The organism is Pseudomonas parasichuanensis (assembly GCF_021601385.1).
GTDB lineage: Bacteria > Pseudomonadota > Gammaproteobacteria > Pseudomonadales > Pseudomonadaceae > Aquipseudomonas > Aquipseudomonas parasichuanensis.
Window position 1 is genome coordinate 14,026 of record NZ_BQHO01000023.1, and the last position, 19,181, is coordinate 33,206.

Consider the following 19,181-nt stretch of genomic DNA (forward strand, 5'->3'; position numbering starts at 1 on the left):
TCGGAAACCGTTCGCGAGCTCATGCGCAAAGGCGCCGAGCGGGCTCAGGCTTTGCCAGCGGAATGGATCGAGCGCCTGAATCAATCGCTGTTTGCTTCCCCGGAAGATGCACGGCTGCTGGAGGACCCGGTGATCCTGGCGGCGTGCCGGCGCGCCAACCGGGCGGAGTTGCTGCACTGGGCGAATGCGAACCTGCAGCGCCCTGGCGAACCGGTGGAGCCCTATGTGTCCGCCGACATGGTGGACACGGCCCGGGAGCTTGCCCGCAGAGGCTTGTCGGAACTGCTGGTGAATATCGCCAGGTCGACACAGAACACAGCCTGGGAGCTGTGGATGAAGATGGCGTTCAGCCTGACCCAGGATCCCCTGGTGCTCGAGGAGTTCCTGGCCGTCTCGTCGCGCTCGATCTCGGAATTCATCGACGGCAACATGCGGGTGATCACCCAGATCATCCTGCGGGAAAAGGAAGCGGTCGCGCATGACGAGCACATCGACAAACGCAGCCTGGTCAGTCGGCTGCTCGACGGCAGGGAGGTGGACAGCGAGCATTTTGGCAGGCGGCTGAACTACAACCTGGTTCAGAAACACCAGGCTTTCGTGGTGTGGAGCGAAACCCCAGACGTGGAGATCCGCTTGCTGGAGCGCATGGCAGGCGGCCTGGCCCAGCTCAACGGCCTATCAGCCCCCCTTGTTGTTTTCGCAGGCCCTGCAACTTTGTGGGGCTGGTGTAGCGCGGCGAGGCCGCTTGACCTGATCATGCTGCAAGGCGTGGGTGCAAAGTTCCCAGGCATTCGCGCGGCAATCGGCTCGCCGGCGGCGGGGGTGAACGGCTTTCGGCGCTCGCACCTGGAGGCGTTGACCACCCAGCGGCTCATGGGTCGCCTTGCCGGGTCGCCTGCCGTGGCCACGATCGACCAGGTCAGGATGGTGTCGCTGATGACCCAGGATGACCGTGCGGCCAGGCAATTTGTTGTGAGCACCTTGGGGCGTTTGGCGACGGAATCGAAAGTGCTCCAGCAGTCGTTGCACGCCTTCCTGGCCAATGGCTGCAATATCACCCAGACCGCCGAGGTGCTGGGCACCCACCGCAACACCCTGCTGCGCAGGCTGGAGCGTGCACAGGACCTGTTGCCTGTGCCGTTTGCCGACCACCGCATACAGATTGCCGCAGCGCTTGAACTGGTGATCTGGAGTACGCCGCTTGATGAGGGCTTGAACAGCTGAGGTTTGCTCGGTTGGCTCCGTGGTTGTCAGGGACATGCTGGGGAGGAGGGCAGTCCACTGTTGTAGGGGCCCCCCCGGCAAGGCTGCTCCCACATCATGGGCTTGCTCGCCCCCTTGTAGGAGCGGCCTTGCCGGAGCGCCGGACCGGCCGGAAAGGGCTGCGCAACAGCCCGCCGATATTGGCGGCGCCACATAGCTCGCGGGGCCGCTTTGCGGCCCTTTCGCGGCACAAGGCCGCTCCTACAGAAAAGCAGCACAAGACAGTTGCTCCCACAGCGTTCGTGCGAACCCTGTGGGAGCCCGCGAAAACGGGCGCAGTCGTGCGGACTGTTGAAATCAGGCCGCCGACCCGGCTTGCACTTCCTGCAGAAACGCCAACAAATGCTCGTTGAACGCCTGCGGCGCCTCCTCCATCACGAAGTGCCCGCACCCGGGGATGACCACCCCACGCAGCGATCGGGCATGCGCCTTCAGTGTCTGCAAGGGGGCGTCGCCCGTGGCATGCTGCGCCCCGATCGCCAGCACCGGCATGTCCAGTTCACGCCGGGCCCGCTCGGTGTTCTGGCGGATGGTTTCGGGGATCGCCCGGTAGTACTCGAAGCCACCTCGCAGCCCGCCGGGTGTCGAGTAGGCACGGATGTAGACGTCCGACGCCACCGCATGACGCCGCACGGCCCAACGATCGAACATGAAGTTCAGGTACCCCTCCTCACGGCCCGCAATAAGGAACTCCGGCAAGTCGCGCACCTGGTTGAACAGGAAATGCCAGAGGAAGATGTTCTGCTGCGGTGTAACGAAAATCGGTGGCGCCGCTGCCAAGCCCGGAATAACGGCCTCGGCCACCGCCAGGGTCTTCACCGCCTGCGGCTGGTCGCTGGCCAGCGCATACGCCACCCACATGCCCACGTCATGGCCGACCAGGTGGTAGCGCGCATGCCCGAGCTGGGCCATGGCCTGGTGCAGCAGCCGGGCGATGTTACCGGTGTCGTAGCCCTGGGCCGGACGATCGGAATCACCCAGGCCCGGTGGGTCGACGGCAATGGCCATGAAGCCATGCCCGGCCAGCGCCTGCATCACATGGCGCCATGCATACCAGGTCTGTGGCCAGCCCGGCACCAGCAGCACCGGCTCGCCTTCGCCAGCCACCACACAATGGATACGCAGGCCGTCCACCTGCGCATAGGTGTGGGTGAATGCATTCACCGAAGCATCGAGAGACGTCGTCATGCGCAAGCCTCCTGCGAGTGGACGCCAAGCATCCGGTGCATCTGTCCTGCATCGAGCGGCGCACCGGCAAAGTCGTCGAACACCTGGTCAGTCACCCGGATAATGTGGTTGTTGATGAACGCCGCGCCTTCGCGGGCGCCGTCCTCCTGGTCTTTCAGGCAGCACTCCCACTCAAGCGTCGCCCAGCCGGCATAGTCGTACTGCGCGAGCTTGGAAAAGATGCGTTTGAAATCCACCTGGCCATCGCCCAGCGAGCGGAACCGCCCGGCACGATCGGCCCAACCGCTGTATCCGCCATAAACCCCCTGACGGGCGCTGGGATAGAACTCGGCATCCTTGACATGAAACATGCGGATGAACGGGTGATAGAGGTCCAGATAGCCGAGGTAGTCGAGTTGCTGGAGCACGAAGTGGCTGGGGTCGAAGAGAATCCGACAGCGCTCGTGCTCACCCACCAGGGCGTGGAAGCGTTCGAAGCTGGTGCCGTCGTGCAGGTCTTCGGCGGGGTGAATCTCGTAGCACAGGTTGACGCCTTGCTCGTCACACACGTCCAGGATCGGCCGCCAGCGCCGCGCCAGCTCCTCGAACGCCGTCTCGATGAGCCCTGCGGGGCGTTGTGGAAACGGAAACAGATACGGCCAGGCCAGCGCGCCGGAAAAGGTCCCCATGTCTTCCAGGCCGAGGTTGCGGCTGGCACGCGCTGCCAGCTTCACCTGCTCGATGGCCCAGGCGGTGCGCTGCGCAGGTCGGCCGCGCAATGCCTCGGGGGCAAAGGCATCGCACATCGAATCGTAGGCCGGATGGACCGCGACCAACTGGCCGAACATGTGGGTGCTAAGTTCGCTGATCTGCAAGCCGCGCTCCGCCAGCCTGCCCTTGATTTCTTCACAGTAGCCAAGGCTTTGCGCCGCCAGCGCGACGTCGAACAGACGCGCGTCCCAGGCCGGTACCTGCAGGGCTTTGAAGCCCAGGCCGCTGGCCCAGTCGGCGATGCTGTCCAGGCTGTTGAACGGGGGACGGTCCGTACTGAACTGGGCGAGATGGAGGCTGGGTCCTTTGAGGGTTTTCATACGATCGATCCTATTGTTTGTCGATCAACAAACAATAGGATCGATCAGTGCTGGCCGTCAACCCTGGGTTGGATAGAATGGTCGTTCAACCCATTCAAGGCAGGCAGGTGATGGCAGGACGTCCCCGGGAGTTCGACAAACAGGAAGCGTTGCGCAAGGCGATGCGGTTGTTCTGGGAACACGGCTATGAAGGCACTTCGATGTCGATGCTGGTATCCGCGCTGAGCATCGCTTCGGCACGTATCTATTCAGCTTTTGGCAGCAAGCAGCAGCTGTTCGAAGAGGCCGTGGCGCTGTACGAGTCCGCCGAAGGAGGCTTCGCCGACCGCGCCCTGGACGTGCCGGATATTCGCCAGGCGCTGGCGCAGATGCTCGATGAAGCCATCGGCACCTATACCCGGGCCGACGAACCTCGCGGCTGTCTGGTGGTGAGCGCGGCCAGTGGTGTCGCGCCAGAGAACGCCGGGGTACTCGCGTGGCTGTGCGGGCACCGTCGGCAGCGCACCGAGTCGATCATCGCGCGCCTGCACAAGGCCCGGGAGGACGGCCAGTTACCGGCCGATATGGACGTTGAGGCGCTGGGGCACTTTTATGCCACGTTCCTGCACGGTATCTCCGTGCAGGCGCGCGATGGTGTGCCGGCGGCGGCGTTGCGTAGTGCCTGTAAGTACGCGCTGGCAATGTTGCCCGCAGCGTGAGCAGCCATAGCTGGTGTTCATTCGGATGCAAACGACGGTCGCTCGGCAAACCATGCCACCGCCAGCTCCTTGAATGCCTCGGCCGAAGGCGTCAGCGGGTAGCGCTGATCATGCGCCAGTACGATGCTATGGGTTGGCAGTTTCTCCTGGGTCGGCCGACACACCAGCGCTTGGCCATCGTAACTACGGTCACCGAATGGCCGGGTATAGATCAGCGCCACGCCAAAGCCATTGGCGACAAGGCTGCGCTGCAACTCGAAGGTGCGCACACGGTGCACCACGGCGGGTGACAGGTCGTAAAAACTGAACAGGTCCAGCACATGCTGCCAACTGTGGACCTGATCGGTGACCACCAGGGTGTATTCGGCCAGCGCTTTGAGGCTGACCCGCGACTGCTTGGCCAACGGGTGATCGGCCGACAGCAACACTTGGGCGGTCAGCTGGCACAGCTGGGTGCAATGGGTGTTCGGCGGTAAACCCAGGTCGTAGGTGATGGCCAGCTCTATCGCCCCCTCACTGAGGCGTTTGCCCACGTAATCGAAGCTGCCATCGCGCATGTCGACCGTGACCCTTGGGCAGGACTCCTGCATCCGTCGCACGATTTGTGGCAGGCAATAGGGCGCCAGGTCTTCAAAACAACCGACCACCAGTTCGCCAACGCACTCGCCAGCATTGGCATTGATCTCGGCAAAGGTCTGGGCCTCTGCCAGCACGCGACGGGCCTGGACCATGACGGTACGGCCGAAGGGGGTCAGCGAGATGCCCAGGCCTCGTTGGCGGATGAAGATCGCTTGGCCCAGCACCTCCTCAAGTTCGGTGATGGCCGCCGAGATGGAAGGCTGTGAAACATGAAGCTCCATGGCGGCCGTGGTCAGGTTTCCATGCTTGGCCGCTGCGAGCGCGTAGCGAAGCTGCCTGAGGGTGAACTTCATAGCTTTTTCCGTGGTGATGCATCAGGACTTATTATTTTATCCTTTTTTATTGTTATGAAATATTTCTCCTGCGCAGTGATCATCATGTTTGGGAGCGTCACAATGACAATTACAAAGGCTCTGCTGACCACGACACTTTCCTTAGGGCTCTTGGCGTGCGCTGGCGCCAGCCAGGCGGCCGGTTGGTGCGAGTCTGGCAAGCCGGTGAAATTCGCCGGTTTGAACTGGGAAAGCGGGATGCTGCTCACTGAGGTGATGCAGTTCGTGCTGAAAAATGGCTATGGCTGTGACACCGACAGCCTGCCGGGTAACTCCATCTCCATGGAAAACGCCCTGAGCAGCAACGATATCCAGGTGTTCGCCGAGGAGTGGGTAGGGCGCAGCGAGGTCTGGAACAAGGCGGCGGCGGCCGGCAAGGTCGTCGGTGTCGGTTCGCCGGTGGTTGGCGCGGTCGAAGGCTGGTATGTGCCGCGTTATGTGATCGAAGGCGATGCCAAGCGCAAACTCGAAGCCAAGGCACCGAACCTCAAGAGCATTGCCGACCTGGGGCAATACGCCCAGGTATTCAAGGACCCGGAAGAACCGGACAAGGGGCGCTTCTACAACTGCCCGGCCGGCTGGACCTGCGAGCTCGACAACAGCCAGATGCTCAAAAGCTATGGCCTGGAAAACACCTACACCAACTTCCGCCCGGGCACCGGCCCGGCACTGGATGCCGCCGTGCTGTCGAGCTACAAGCGTGGCGAGCCGATCCTCTTCTACTACTGGTCGCCCACCCCGCTGATGGGCCAGGCCGACCTGGTCAAGCTGGACGAAAAGCCAGGCGTGGATAAATCCGTGACCATCAAGGTGGGCGTGTCGAAGACCTTCCACGAGCAGGCGCCGGAACTGGTGGCGGTGCTGGAAAAGGTCAACCTGCCGATCGACCTGCTGAACCAGAACCTGGCACGCATGACCAGGGACCGTATCGAGTCGGCGGAACTGGCGAAGGTGTTCCTCAAGGAGCACCCCGAAGTCTGGCACAGCTGGGTCAGCGAAGACGCAGCCAAAAAGGTAGACGCGGCACTCTGAAGGGTGTGGGCCGGTCCGGCGCCTGCCGGGCAGGCCACACAGCAGTCCGCTTCACGCACTTGCTCGAGAGAACTCCATGTTTCCCAAAAACTTCACGTTTTCCATTGCCGACTGGGTCAATGGCTGGGTCGATGCGCTGGTCACCAACTACGGTGACGTGTTCAGGCACATTTCCGACACCCTGCTGTGGGCCATCGTCAACCTCGAAGGTTTGCTGCGCGCAACACCCTGGTGGCTGATGCTGGCCATCGTCGGCGGTATTGCCTGGCACGCCACCCGCAGAATCGTACCCACTGCGGTGATCGTCGGCTTGCTGTTCCTGGTCGGTGCGGTAGGGCTGTGGGACAAGCTGATGCAAACCCTGGCGCTGATGCTGGTGGCCACGCTGATCTCGGTTTTGGTCGGCATTCCGCTGGGTATCCTGTCGGCGCGCAACGATCGCCTGCGGGCGGTGTTGATGCCGCTGCTCGACATCATGCAAACCATGCCCAGCTTCGTGTACCTGATCCCGGTACTGATGCTGTTCGGCCTGGGCAAGGTGCCGGCGATCTTTGCCACCGTCATCTATGCCGCGCCGCCGCTGATTCGCCTGACCGACCTGGGCATTCGCCAGGTGGATGGCGAGGTCATGGAGGCGATCAATGCGTTCGGTGCCAATCGCCTGCAACAACTGTTCGGCGTGCAGCTGCCACTGGCGTTGCCGAGCATCATGGCCGGTATCAACCAGACCACCATGATGGCCCTGTCGATGGTGGTCATCGCCTCGATGATCGGTGCCCGTGGCTTGGGTGAAGACGTCCTGGTCGGTATCCAGACCCTGAACGTGGGCCGCGGCCTGGAAGCGGGCCTGGCCATTGTGATTCTGGCGGTTGTGATCGACCGCATTACCCAGGCCTACGGCCGGCCACGGCATGGGGTGGGCAAATGAGCGCCAAGCAGACGATGAACAAGATCGAAGTCAAAAACGTCTTCAAGATTTTCGGTGCGCGTGCCGAAGATGCCCTGAAACTGATCCGCCAGAGCAAAAGCAAAGAGCAGGTCCTGGCCGAAACCGGCTGTGTGGTCGGGGTCAACGATCTGTCGTTGTCCATCGGCAGCGGCGAGATCTTCGTGATCATGGGGTTGTCGGGCTCGGGCAAGTCGACCCTGGTGCGCCACTTCAACCGCCTGATCGACCCCACCAGCGGCCAGATCCTGGTCGATGGCGAAGACATCTTGCAGTACGACATGCAGGGCCTGCGCGAATTCCGCCGGCGCAAGATCAGCATGGTGTTCCAGAGCTTCGGCCTGTTGCCGCACCGCAGCGTGCTGGACAACGTCGCCTACGGCCTGAAAGTGCGTGGCGAGAGCAAAGCCCTGTGCACGGAGCGTGCCCTGCACTGGATCAACACCGTGGGCCTGAAGGGTTACGAAAAATCCTACCCGCACCAGCTGTCGGGCGGCATGCGCCAACGCGTGGGCCTGGCGCGTGCCTTGGCGGCCGACACCGACATCATCCTGATGGACGAAGCCTTCAGTGCGCTCGACCCGCTGATTCGCGCCGAAATGCAGGACCAGTTGCTGGAACTGCAGAAGACCCTGCACAAGACCATCGTCTTCATCACCCACGACCTGGACGAAGCGGTGCGCATCGGCAACCGAATTGCCATTCTCAAGGACGGCCGGCTGATCCAGGTCGGCACGCCGAAAGAAATCCTCTACCAGCCTGCGGACGAATACGTCGATCGTTTCGTGCAGCGTCGCGTAGCTTCGCTTTAAGGAACCGCGTGTATGTCGTTTGCCGAAAAAATCATCATCGCCGATGCGCCCGTTCGCTGGCAGGACGTGGTGGCTGTGGCCCGGCATGGCGCGCAGCTTGAGCTGGCCCCATCGGCCTGGGCGCGGATCGAGAACGCCCAGGCGATTGTGCAGCGCATCGTTTCCAGCGGTGACCGCGCCTATGGCGTCAACACTGGCCTTGGCGCCTTGTGCAATGTCTCGCTGCAGGACGAACAACTCAGCCAGCTGTCGCACAACACCTTGCTCAGCCATGCCTGTGGCGTGGGTAGCGCGCTGGCGGACGAACAGACCCGGGCGATCATGTGTGCGGCGATCATCAACTTCTGCCAGGGCCGCTCTGGCCTCCAGCGCAAGGTGGTCGAGGCGCTGCTGACCCTGCTCAACCAGCACATCACCCCGCAGGTGCCGAAACAGGGGTCGGTGGGGTACCTGACCCACATGGCCCATATCAGCATCAGCTTGCTGGGCGTCGGCCAGGTCAGCTATCGCGGCCAGATCGTGCCGGCGCAGCAAGCCTTGGCCGAAGTCGGCCTGGCGCCGGTCAAGCTGGGGGCCAAGGATGGCCTGTGCCTGGTCAACGGTACCCCCTGCATGACCGGCCTGAGCTGCCTGTCTTTGGACGACGCCACTCGGCTGAGCCAATGGGCGGACGTGATCAGTGCCATGAGCTTCGAGGCCCTGCGCGGCCAGCTCGATGCCTTCGACCCTGAAATCATCGCGCTGAAACCGCACCCCGGCATGCAACGCGTGGGCAGCAATTTGCGTCGCCTGCTCGAGGGGAGTGAAATCATTGCCAGCAGCCATGGGATTCGAACCCAGGACGCCTTGAGCATTCGCTCGATCCCGCAGGTTCATGGCGCCGCGCGCGATCAGCTGGAACACGCCGCGCGGCAGATCGAAACCGAACTCAACTCCACGACCGACAACCCGATGTTGCTGGGTACGCCCGAGTCCTATCGGGTGGTTTCCCAGGCCAATCCACACGGCCAGTCCGTGGCCATGGCGGCTGACCTGCTGGCCATCGCGGTGGCCGAGATCGGGGCGATTGCCGAGCGTCGTCTCGATCGCCTGATCAACCCGTTGGTCAGCGGCTTGCCGGCCTTCCTGGTCAGTCAGCCGGGTGTGAACTCGGGGATGATGATCGTCCAGTACGTGGCCGCTTCACTCTGTGCCGAAAACCGGCAATTGGCACAACCGGCCGTCATCGACAACTACGTGACCTCCGGCCTGCAGGAGGATCACCTGAGCATGGGCACCAATGCCGGGTTGAAGCTGCACCGCGCCCTGGAGAACTGCACGCAGATCCTCGCCATCGAATACCTGTTGGCGGCCCAGGCCTTCGAGTTCCTCAAGGAGCAGCGCTTTGGCGCAGGTACCCACGTTGCCTGGCGGTTGTTGCGCGAGCGGGTCCCGGCCTATGCCCAGGACCGTTGGCTGGCCCCGGATATTGCCAGCAGTGCAGCGATTCTCAAAGATCCCGGCCTGCTTGGCGCGGCCTTCCCCGAGTTGCTGTGACAGGGGAGGCGACTGGCTGTTGCGAACCGTGCGGGGCGCTTAGGTTCTGTACGAAAAGTATGGTCACCCATGGTTGTGGGAGCGGCGCATCGCCGCTCCCACAAAACTTTTCGTACAGTGCCCGGCAGCGCACTCGTTCAGTGGTCGAGCCCAATCACCTCTCCAACTGAATGTCAGGCAGCGCCCACGACTTGTCGAAGTAGGCCTGGGTCGGACCATACAAGCGGAAGTAGGTGAACCACCCTTTGTTCGGCAGCGTCTTGATCCAGTTCTGCTTAGGTTTACCTTGCGGTTGCTCGGGGCCGAAATAAAGGTCCACGGAGCCATCAGCGTTTTTCACGATGTCGTCGCGTGAGGAGCGATCAGGCACGGAGCCGCTATCCACCAACGCACGCGTCTCATTGTCGTAAACGGTGAACGACCAGAACTGTGCAACGGGTGCCTCGGGGGGGATATGCAGCGAGTAAGCCTTGCCACCATCGAGCCATGCACCGCTACCGTCTTTTTGCGACTCCAGATAGACCTGACCGGCACCGACGGTACGTCCCATCATCCCAACTGTCACGCCCACCGCTTCATAGAACCAAGAGGCCCGTTCATCGAGCTGGGTGTAGTTGGGCTTTTCCTGATTGGTTTCGGTCAGGAACAGGGAGTACTCCCAGCGCTTGCCTGGCCACACGACCGAACCTGGGAAGCGCTTGGCGTAACCATTTGCACGTGCCATCACTTCACCGACCAAGGCACCTTGTTCGAGGATCTTTTTCTGTCGTTCGTCGGGGTTGAACGGTTTGCCTTTCTCGATGCCCAGCGGCACCAGCATCGCAAGCATGATGCGATCACGTTCGAGCGCCGGTTCGGCGTTGATGGTTTTCGATAAGCCTTCCCAATACGCCAGTCCACGTGGCTGGGCAGCCAGCCACTGGCGGGCACCCGGCGTGACATGTTTGGGCGGTGGCGGGTTGGCCCGGTCCGCGTAGGGATAGATGTTCATACCGGCCAGGGCGGCTTTGGCCTTGGCTGGGTCCGCATCCAGGCCGCGTTGACCAGACCAGATATTGTTGGTCGGAGAACGAAAGACGAAATAGCCCTCGGGGTTCAGGTCCGGTTGACCAGGACCAAGGATCAGATATTTACCGCCCTTGCCCTTGTCTGGCCCCGTCTGGCCCGTATCGGTGATTGGCCGCTCCCAGAAATCTAGGATGCCGCCGGCGATGGCACCTGCGGGGAACTCCAGAACCAGCGGGCCAGTCTCGGCCAGGTTGGGGAAGGCTTGGGCGTAAGGAGTGGTGGCATTGGCAGTGAGAATACCGAGCTTGTCCTTGAAGTCGAGATAGTCGACATAGCCAAGATTGCCGGCCTTGAACTCCTCCCGTGTCCAGCGCTGCCACTCAGTCATGGCCATATAGGGCAGAGCCCAGAGGTAGGCCTGGCATGCCCTTTGGAAGTCCAGCGCATCGTAGACTTTATCGACGCTCTCGTTGCTCGGGAATCCATTGATCAGTTCAAGTTTGCCCAGTGGTGTGTCGATCGTTCCGTTGGTAGGTAGTTCTTGTGCGTTGGCGCTGGAGACAAGACTTCCCACAAGAACAAGGCTGAAGCAGGCTGCTCTCATGTCCATCTCCTGAAATGGCTGCAGGGTTTGAAGGAGAACTCGCATTAGACGCAAACAGGTTAGCTGAACTTTCATGAAGGAGAGTGACTGCTTTGGGTCAAAAGCGGCCGGCCGCGGTTGACCACTTCCGGCCCAAACCGCTCCTTCGTACATAACCTAACGGTCGATTGGCGTCTGTCCTGTAACTGCCCTCGGTAAAAGGGTGCTCAAGCCACGGTTCGTACGCGACGCCTTACATGTATGGCCAGGAGGCACGGACTGGTACATCTGTTGCCAGACAGCTTCGGCTTTGAGGTCGATGTCTGGATCGCGATGCATCGTGACTTACGCAAACTCAATCGGGTCGTTGCAGCGTTCGACGTGCAGGGTGAGGGTTTGCATCGGTATCTGCGTTCGCACGACAGCTGAGATCGGGAGCGCCCGTTGATGATCGCTTGCGCCACTGGGGCGTTACGCCAGCATTCCCAGCCACATCGCCCCGAGAATGATGAGCTGCGCCGGCACCAGGTACCGCGCAAAATCGTAGCCACCATTGCTGAACGCCAACACACATTTGGTCAGCGTGTTCCCCGTCAAAGCCATCATGCCCGGTACCACCAGCTCGGCCATTGGCAGCCGGCCTGCAACCACCAGCGCGGCTGCCGATGCCGTTGCCGCGTGGGCATCGCCCAGGCCGCTGATGAACGCTGCGATGCTGGCACCGTTGTGTCCCAGGTGTTCGAGCAGAAACGCCGAGAGCAGAGCGATACCGGTCAGGGCGAGGGTGATGATGAGGGCTGTCCACAGGTTGAAGGCATCATCGCCCGGATGCACCGCCGAACTGTTCGCTACCGCGCGCCAGGGCGCGAGCAGTATCACGCCATAGATCGCGGTAACCAGCGCGCCGAGGCCGACTGCAGGCAGGAAAGGGCTGAGCAGGTGCCGGTCGATGATACTCAGCACCAGGGCGAACTGGGTGATGGTAGCCAGGTTGGACAACACCGCCGCCGCCGCGAAGGGGCGTACCGCTGCGCCTTGACGCCGGGCTTCATGGGCCAGCAGGGCAATGGTCGCCGAACCGGAAGCAAAGCCTGAGGCGATGGCGCTCAAGGGCAGGCCATAGCGCGGGCCCATGAGGCGTATGGCGATATGGCCCAACGCCGTCACCGTCATCAGCAGGACGACCAGGGTACAGATGGTGCGTGGATTGAGCACGTTGTAAGGGCCCAGAAAACGGTCCGGTGTAAGTGGCAATACCACCAGGGCAACCGTCAGCAACGTCAGGCCATCGCGCAATTCCTGTTCGCTCAGTTGCTGCAGCACGAAATGATGCAGCTCGCGGCGCAGGGCCAGCAGTACGGTCGTGACCACACCTGCGGCAGCGCCGAGCTCAGGCTCGGCGACGCTCAGCGCGCCCAGGACAAGCACCAGCAAGAGGGCGATCTCGCCGGTCACATCCGGCGTCTTCCTGGGCGAGTGGCGGTACTGCAGGCAGAGCAGCAGGACCAGGCCCAGAGCCGTTGTCCCGACCAGCACAGGCCCTGCCAGCAGCATGCTGACGTAGCCCAGCAGGGCTGTAATGGCGAAGGTTCGCAGCCCGGCTGCGGCAGGTTCTTCGTCGCGACGTTTCTTGCGTTCGCGTTCAAGGCCTACCAGCATGCCGATGCCCAGCGCCACAGCGCCGTGGCCAACATTCAGCGTGTCGAGCATGGCGCCTTCAGGTTTTGCTTGCGTTCGCTGTCGGGGGCGCCTTGCTCGAGCGCCATCAATGCGGGCATGTCGAGTATTTCCACCAGCCTGCCGCGCAGGCTGACGATGCCTTGTGCTCGCAGGCGGGCGACCGATCGGCATACGGTCTCCAGGCGCAGGCCCAGGTAAGAAGCCATGTCCTCGCGCGACATGCGCAACATGAAACCATGGGCGGAGTAACCACGGTTGACGAAGCGCCTGGACAGCCCGATCAGAAAACTGGCCAGGCGCTGCTCGGCGGTGAGGTTGCACAGCATCAGCACGCGCTGGTGCTCACGCACGATCTCCCGGCTCATCAAGCGGTTCAGGCTTTGCTGCAATACTGGAAAGTCACGTGCCAGCGCTTGCAGGCGACGATACGGCACTGGGCAGACTTCGCTGTCTTCCAGGGCAATCGCGTCGCAGACATGGTGGTCGGTGGCGATGGCGTCCAGGCCGAGCACGTCACCCGGCATCCAGAAGTTGATCACCACACCCTGGCCTTCGGCGCTGTTCAGGCTGGTCTTGAAACTGCCGCAGCGCACGGCGTAGAGCGTGGTCAAGGAATCATTGGCATTGAACAGCGCCGTGCCTTTGCGGATGCGCATGCGTGGCCCGATCAGCGCGCCCAGGCAGCTGTTGTCATGCAGAGGCAGACCGGTGGGCAGGCACAGGCCACTGACCCGACAATCGCGGCACAGCGTGACCAGCGGTTTCAGATGAACCGGAGGGGATGTGCGCGGCGGAGCAGGTTGCTCGAGCAGCGTGACTTTCAGTTGGCCAGACATGCTCAGGCCTCCTTCGCGCATCGCAGATCCGCCCGGGCCGTCACCCCGGGGCGGGGCGAACGATCCGCCAGCATGGCCAGCGAATGGGGGGCGTTGAGGCGGGCATTGAGCCGCTCGACAAACTGTTCGGCTTCAGCGGCCGTGTTGAAACCTACCCGCCAGTCGTCCATGCGGACCCACCAGCGGTTCTGTTCGGTGTTGCACTCGACGTGGATGTTCATAGGTGCCTCCGGAGCATGCATGGGCAGGACAACTGCACAACTATGCGAAGCGAAGGCGTCCCTGCCGTCCAGCTCCTGGGTTCAAGGCGTTATCGCCACTTTCATCACGCCATCGCGCTGGTGGGCGAACAGTTCGTAGGCGGCTTCGATGTCATCGAGGCGCATGCGGTGTGTGACCAACGGTGAAACGTCGACCCGGCCACTGGCGACAACCGCCATCAACCTGCGCATGCGTTCCTTGCCGCCGGGGCACAGGGTGGTGATGATGCGGTAATCACCCAGGCCGGCAGCGAACGGGCCCAGTGGTATGTGCAGGTCGGTGCTGTACACACCCAGGCTGGACAAGGTGCCGCCCGGCCGCAGCACCCGCAGCGCCGCCTCGAAGGTGGCTTGCGTGCCCAGTGCTTCGATCGCCACATCCACGCCGCGTCCGCCGGTGAGCGCCATGATCTGCTCGACCACATTGCCCTGTCTGAAATCGACGATGTGGTCGGCACCCATGCGGCGGGCGACGCCGATACGCTCGGCCACGGTATCGACGCCAATGATGGTGGTCGCACCGAGCAGCCGGGCCCCGGCGACCGCGCACAGGCCGATCGGCCCCAGGGCGAACACAGCCACGCTGTCGCCCAGGGTCACGCCACCGCGTTCGGCCCCGGAAAACCCGGTGGACATGATGTCCGGGCACATCAGTACCTGCTCGTCGCTCAGCTGATCGGGAATGGGGGAAAGGTTGGCCATGGCGTCCGGCACACGCACGTATTCGGCCTGGCAGCCGTCGATGATGTTGCCGAACTTCCAGCCACCGATGGCTTTGAAGCCATGGGCGGTGCCTACACCGTCCTGCGAGCCGCAGCCACACAGGCAGGCGTTGCTGTGACCGCTGGGGGTAATGGCGCCGGCGATGACGCGCTGGCCTTCATGGAACCCCTGCACCTGCGCGCCGAGCTTTTCGATCACACCCACCGGCTCATGACCGACGGTCAACCCTTTGGCCACGGGGTATTCGCCGCGCAGGATGTGCACGTCGGTGCCACAGATCGTGGTGGTGGTGATGCGCAGCAAGGCGTCCAGGGGGCCGATGTCGGGTATGGGTTTTTCGTCCAGCACGATACGGTCCTTTTCGACGAACACCGCTGCTTTCATGAGGGCCATGGCACGCCTCCGGGGCTGGAGATTGTTGTTGATATGGCACGTAGCGTGCGCCCGGCAACCGGCGATACGTTGATCCTCGTCAAGTTTGTGTGCAGCGGGAAATACCGTTTGTCCGTAGGGGCGCCAATTGACAAACGTCAAGTCTGCGAACCACGGGTAAACGATGCTTCGGGTACGTACCGCAACCGCCGAGGTGTGCCATGGAAACCCCGCAAAGACTGCTGTTGATCGCATCACCCCTGATGCGCCGAACCCCCGTCTACGACCGCGCCGCAGCCTTGGCCAAGGCCAAGGGCATGGCGCTGCATATCGTGGCGTTCGATTACGTGGAAGGGCTTGCCACGGCGGGCCTGGTCAATGACCAGGCCCTGGCAGTGATGCGCGAAGGCTACGTACAGCAACACCGCGAGTGGCTGGAAAGCCAGGCGCTACCGATGCGGCGCAACGGTGTCACGGTCACCACCGAAGTGGTGTGGGTGCAGCATCCCTTGAACGAGGTCCTGGTGCATCTGCGCGAACAGCCGTTCGCCCTGCTTATCAAGGAATTCGAGCATGAGCCCTGGTGGACGCGTGCCATGTTCACCTCCCTGGATATCCAGCTGCTGCGCGAAACCTGCATCCCGCTGCACCTGGTGCACAAGGCCAGCCATGCGCTGCCGCGCCGGATCCTCGCGGCGGTGGACCTGTCCAGGCCCGAGGATCAGTTCGAAGGCTTCAACGACCAGATCATCAGCGAAGCGTTGAAACTGGCCCTGCAGTGCAACGCGCAGATCGAACTGCTGTATGCCTATGATCTGGGTTCGATGTACCTGGACGCCAACGGCAGCCGGGAGCATTCGTTCCTGTTCGATTCCAACCTCGCCCAGACGCTTCACGAAGCCCAGAGCGATGCCTTCCAGGCCCTTGCCGAGCGCAATGGCATCGCCGTCGAGCACCGCCACATGCGCATAGGCGACCCGGCCAAGGTTCTGGCCCTGTTCATGGACAACAATGATATCGATGTGCTGGTGATGGGCAGTTATCACCACCACGGCATCGGCTGGTTCATCGGCAGTACCGCGGAACGGGTACTGCATCGCTTGTCCAGCAGTGTGCTGGTGATTTCTCCCGAGCGTTCCCAGGGGTAGGGTACAAGGCCCGCAAGGGCCTTGTTTTCAGGCTCGCAGGTCAAGTTCGTGAAGGATCTCGCTGACATCGCCGCCCAGGTAACGTGAGGTGAATCCCTGCGCCTTGGTCAGCCGGTGCATGGCGTAATTGTTCGCCGGGTCCCTGGACATCATCCACGCATAGCCATTGCGCCGCGCCGCTTCGATCAGGTGCAGCAGCAGGCGCTTGCCCAGGCCTCTACGCTGCCAGTCCTCCCGCACCGCCACTGCACACTCGCAGCGCGGGCTGCCCGCTACCCCGGCGTAGCGGCTGACACCAATCTGCTGCAGGCAGCCGTCGACGTGAGCCAGCGCGACATAGGCCATGCGCTGATGATGCTCGACGGGCATCCCTTGCGGGTGGTCCAGGCTGGGCAGGACGCTGTGGATCCCGGCGATACAGCGCAAGCGCCGGGCCTCATGGGTGATCGAGCTGAGGAAGCGCCGGTCGCGGTCGTGGTCTTCCTCGCGCAGCGGCCGGATGAGCACGGGCGTGCCGTCATCCAGTTTTTCGACCCAGTGCTCGCAGGCGCCCGGCTGTTCAGACTGCTGCGTATTCATGTTGCCTCCCATCACCCGGATAGATGCCTGAAGCCGTTGTAACCTGGCCGGCCGCTGCGGTTCTGACAATCGTCAATTTCGGGCCCGATCACGGGTTTCTGATCTGCATCAAGCGCCAGCGCGCGCCCCCCTGGAAAATCCCTTGCATCACACCCCAGGGGCGTAAGCCCGGAGGTCCACCATGAGTCAATATCGACAATTGCTGGTGCTGCTTACCGACGTCGACCCGCACTCAGCCGCGCTGCGTAGGGGGCTGGCGCTGGCGCATGCCAGCGGGGCCCGTGTGCACGTGCTGGGGGCATTCGAGCCGAGCGAGGCACATTTGCTGCGCGAAGAGCGGCTGAATGAGGCCGATATCAAGCGCCAGTACGATCACTATCGCGAGCAATTGCGAGTGCTGGTCGAGCGGCACCGCGGGAGCGGTGTGGCTCTGACGGTCGACAGCCTCGCCGACGGCGATATCCGCAGTGAGGCCATTGCCTACATCAGCGAGCTGCAACCGGACATGGTCATCAAGGACAGTGAAGCCGCGTCGGCCATGACGCGGCTGTTCGGCACCCCGTTGGACTGTGCGCTGATGCGCGGCTTCACGGGGCTCACCCAGTTCGTGCCGATGGCGGCCGTCTCCTTGCCCCGGCGCGTTCTGGTGGCCGTGGACACCCGCTTCAGCGAGACGCCTGGCGCGCAGGAACGGTTCAATCGAGGGCTCATTCGTGTCGCCCAGGCCTTGGCGCTGCAGTGCGATGCCCAGTTGCACCTGCTGTCTGCCTACAACATGGCCGGAGTGTTCGCGGCGGATATGAACGTCACCCAGGCATGGGTCGAGGAGATGCGCGAAGCACTCCAGGAACCCTTCAATGCCTTGGCCGAGGCCGAAGGGGTGGCGGCGGACCGTCGGCACTTCATGGAGGGCGGCCCGGTGCAGGTGATCCGCGAACAGGTCGCGGCCCTGGAGGTCGACGCCGTGGTGATGGGCGTGGTGCAGCCCAAAGGGCTGGACAAGTTGCTGGGCGACACCACTGAACGCATCGTCGGCCACCCACCGTGCAGCGTGCTCGCGGTTCATCCCCATGTGTTCGAAACCCAGGAGCCTTGGCCATGCAACTGACCTTTCTCGGCGGCACCGGGACGGTGACCGGCAGCAAATTCCTGTTGACCCACAACCGCACACGGATACTGGTCGACTGCGGGCTGTTCCAGGGCTACAAGCAATTGCGCCTGCGCAACTGGGAGCCTTTGCCAGCGGCACTGCGGGCGCTCGATGCGGTCGTGCTGACCCACGCCCATCTCGACCATAGCGGCTACCTGCCAGTGCTGGCCAGGGAAGGCTATAGCGGGCCGATCTATGCCACCCCGGCAACCTGCGCCCTGGCTGAAGTGCTTTTGCTCGACAGCGCGCGGCTGCAGGAAGAGCAGGCCGAACATGCCAATCGCCACGGTTATTCCAAACACACGCCGGCGCGGCCGCTTTATACCGAAAAGGATGCGAAGCAGGCGCTGGCACTGTTGCGCCCGGTGGAGCTGCATCAGGCAACGACGATCGCCGAGGGCGTGGAGCTGCTGCTGCGCACGGCCGGCCATATCCTGGGTGCGGCGACGGTGCAGATCAGCGCCGAGGGGCAGACCTTGGTCTTCTCGGGTGACCTGGGCAGGCCGCAAGACCCGATCATGCGGGCGCCGGAGCTGATCCAGGCGGCGGATGTGCTGCTGGTGGAGTCCACCTACGGTGACCGCCTGCACCCGGCAGAATCGACCGAGCAGTATCTGGCCCAGGTGATCAACCAGACACTCCTGCGCCATGGCATCGTCCTGGTTCCTTCATTCGCAGTCGGGCGCGCCCAGTTGCTGATGTATTACCTCTACAAGCTCAAGCGTGACCGGCTGATTCCGGATATCCCGGTGTACCTCAACAGCCCGATGGCCACCGATGCCACCGCCCTGTATCAGCAATTTCGCAATGAGCATCGGCTACCGGCGGCGGAGTGCGCCGCGATGTGCAAGGGCACACGGATCATCCGCACGGTCGATGAATCCCGTCACCTGGACCAGTTGCGCGAGCCGGCGGTGATCATTGCTGCCAGCGGCATGGCCACCGGTGGGCGGGTGCTGCACCACCTGAAGGCGCTGGCGCCCAATCCGCGCAACAGCATCCTCTTCTCTGGTTTTCAGGCAGGAGGCACGCGCGGCGCCGATATCGTCGCTGGTGCCCACAGCGTACGCCTGCAGGGCGAAGACGTGCCCATCCGGGCGCAGGTGCACGCCATGGAAAATCTCTCCGCCCACGCCGACGCCGACGAAATCATGGAGTGGTTGCGCGGTTTCACCCGGCCACCTCGGCAGACCTACGTCATCCATGGCGAGCCACACGCCGCCGATACCTTGCGACGGCGAATCAGCCTGGAGCTGGGCTGGCAGGTATGCGTGCCGGAGTATCAGCAAACCGTTGCCATCGACCCTGTGCGCTGAACCCGGCGCG

18 protein-coding genes are annotated in these 19,181 nt (G+C 62.8%); 9 read left to right on the forward strand and 9 right to left on the reverse strand.

What is annotated here, in order from left to right:
* Positions 1-21 precede the first annotated feature (21 nt).
* Positions 22-1,224: a PucR family transcriptional regulator gene (locus L6D77_RS18005; RefSeq protein ID WP_232884592.1), complete on the forward strand. Its 1,203-nt coding sequence runs from the start codon at positions 22-24 to the stop codon at positions 1,222-1,224.
* A gap of 336 nt (positions 1,225-1,560) precedes the next feature.
* On the opposite strand, the gene L6D77_RS18010 is transcribed toward L6D77_RS18005, so the two are convergent.
* A complete protein-coding gene (locus tag L6D77_RS18010) occupies positions 1,561-2,451 on the reverse strand; it encodes an alpha/beta fold hydrolase (protein ID WP_232884591.1) in 891 nt (296 codons plus the stop codon).
* Positions 2,448-3,521 carry a sugar phosphate isomerase/epimerase family protein gene (locus L6D77_RS18015; protein ID WP_232884590.1) on the reverse strand — a complete coding sequence of 358 codons (1,074 nt, stop codon included), beginning with the start codon at positions 3,519-3,521 and terminating at the stop codon, positions 2,448-2,450. The genes L6D77_RS18010 and L6D77_RS18015 overlap by 4 nt, the downstream gene beginning before the upstream one ends.
* A gap of 110 nt (positions 3,522-3,631) precedes the next feature.
* Here L6D77_RS18015 and L6D77_RS18020 point away from each other — a divergent pair, with 110 nt between their 5' ends.
* On the forward strand, positions 3,632-4,219 hold the full coding sequence (locus L6D77_RS18020; RefSeq protein ID WP_232884589.1) for a TetR/AcrR family transcriptional regulator: 588 nt from the start codon (positions 3,632-3,634) through the stop codon (positions 4,217-4,219).
* 17 nt (positions 4,220-4,236) lie between these two features.
* Here L6D77_RS18020 and L6D77_RS18025 read toward each other — a convergent pair whose 3' ends face one another.
* Positions 4,237-5,151, reverse strand: coding sequence for a LysR family transcriptional regulator (locus L6D77_RS18025; RefSeq protein WP_232884588.1), 915 nt, complete (start codon positions 5,149-5,151; stop codon positions 4,237-4,239).
* A 102-nt stretch (positions 5,152-5,253) separates the two neighbouring features.
* Here L6D77_RS18025 and L6D77_RS18030 point away from each other — a divergent pair, with 102 nt between their 5' ends.
* The 4 genes from L6D77_RS18030 to L6D77_RS18045 all read left to right on the forward strand — a co-directional run bounded on the left by L6D77_RS18030 (position 5,254) and on the right by L6D77_RS18045 (position 9,516).
* Positions 5,254-6,222 (forward strand): ABC transporter substrate-binding protein, encoded by a 969-nt coding sequence (locus L6D77_RS18030; RefSeq protein WP_232884587.1) that lies wholly within the window; start codon positions 5,254-5,256, stop codon positions 6,220-6,222.
* Between the two features lie 76 nt (positions 6,223-6,298).
* Positions 6,299-7,150: an ABC transporter permease gene (locus tag L6D77_RS18035; RefSeq protein ID WP_130264451.1), complete on the forward strand. Its 852-nt coding sequence runs from the start codon at positions 6,299-6,301 to the stop codon at positions 7,148-7,150.
* Entirely contained in the window at positions 7,147-7,980 is an 834-nt protein-coding gene (locus L6D77_RS18040; protein ID WP_232884586.1) for a quaternary amine ABC transporter ATP-binding protein, read from the forward strand. Before L6D77_RS18035 ends, L6D77_RS18040 begins: the two co-directional genes overlap by 4 nt.
* Positions 7,981-7,992: 12 nt before the next feature.
* Positions 7,993-9,516 carry an HAL/PAL/TAL family ammonia-lyase gene (locus L6D77_RS18045; protein WP_232884585.1) on the forward strand — a complete coding sequence of 508 codons (1,524 nt, stop codon included), beginning with the start codon at positions 7,993-7,995 and terminating at the stop codon, positions 9,514-9,516.
* Positions 9,517-9,670: 154 nt separating this feature from the next.
* On the opposite strand, the gene L6D77_RS18050 is transcribed toward L6D77_RS18045, so the two are convergent.
* The 5 genes from L6D77_RS18050 to L6D77_RS18070 form a co-directional block, all read right to left on the reverse strand.
* Positions 9,671-11,128 (reverse strand): DUF1254 domain-containing protein, encoded by a 1,458-nt coding sequence (locus L6D77_RS18050; RefSeq protein WP_232884584.1) that lies wholly within the window; start codon positions 11,126-11,128, stop codon positions 9,671-9,673.
* Positions 11,129-11,578: 450 nt separating this feature from the next.
* Entirely contained in the window at positions 11,579-12,817 is a 1,239-nt protein-coding gene (locus L6D77_RS18055) for an MgtC/SapB family protein (protein ID WP_232884583.1), read from the reverse strand.
* Positions 12,802-13,623, reverse strand: a complete 822-nt coding sequence (locus L6D77_RS18060; RefSeq protein WP_232884582.1) for a helix-turn-helix domain-containing protein — start codon at positions 13,621-13,623, stop codon at positions 12,802-12,804. The genes L6D77_RS18055 and L6D77_RS18060 overlap by 16 nt, the downstream gene beginning before the upstream one ends.
* 2 nt (positions 13,624-13,625) lie before the next feature.
* The gene (locus tag L6D77_RS18065) at positions 13,626-13,844 is read right to left on the reverse strand and encodes a hypothetical protein (RefSeq protein ID WP_232884581.1); all 219 of its coding nucleotides are present in this window, start codon (positions 13,842-13,844) and stop codon (positions 13,626-13,628) included.
* Positions 13,845-13,925: 81 nt separating this feature from the next.
* Positions 13,926-14,999 (reverse strand): NAD(P)-dependent alcohol dehydrogenase, encoded by a 1,074-nt coding sequence (locus tag L6D77_RS18070; protein WP_232884580.1) that lies wholly within the window; start codon positions 14,997-14,999, stop codon positions 13,926-13,928.
* A gap of 200 nt (positions 15,000-15,199) precedes the next feature.
* Here L6D77_RS18070 and L6D77_RS18075 point away from each other — a divergent pair, with 200 nt between their 5' ends.
* Positions 15,200-16,126, forward strand: coding sequence for a universal stress protein (locus tag L6D77_RS18075; protein ID WP_232884579.1), 927 nt, complete (start codon positions 15,200-15,202; stop codon positions 16,124-16,126).
* Positions 16,127-16,153: 27 nt separating this feature from the next.
* Here the strand turns inward: L6D77_RS18075 and L6D77_RS18080 are convergent, their stop codons facing one another.
* Complete coding sequence (locus L6D77_RS18080; RefSeq protein ID WP_232884578.1) at positions 16,154-16,705, reverse strand: GNAT family N-acetyltransferase; 552 nt, start codon at positions 16,703-16,705, stop codon at positions 16,154-16,156.
* A gap of 181 nt (positions 16,706-16,886) precedes the next feature.
* On the opposite strand from L6D77_RS18080, the gene L6D77_RS18085 reads away from it, so the two are divergent.
* Together L6D77_RS18085 and L6D77_RS18090 are read left to right on the forward strand one after the other, a co-directional pair.
* Positions 16,887-17,813: a universal stress protein gene (locus L6D77_RS18085; RefSeq protein ID WP_232884577.1), complete on the forward strand. Its 927-nt coding sequence runs from the start codon at positions 16,887-16,889 to the stop codon at positions 17,811-17,813.
* Positions 17,804-19,171 (forward strand): MBL fold metallo-hydrolase RNA specificity domain-containing protein, encoded by a 1,368-nt coding sequence (locus L6D77_RS18090; RefSeq protein WP_232884576.1) that lies wholly within the window; start codon positions 17,804-17,806, stop codon positions 19,169-19,171. Before L6D77_RS18085 ends, L6D77_RS18090 begins: the two co-directional genes overlap by 10 nt.
* The last annotated feature ends 10 nt before the right edge of the window (positions 19,172-19,181 follow it).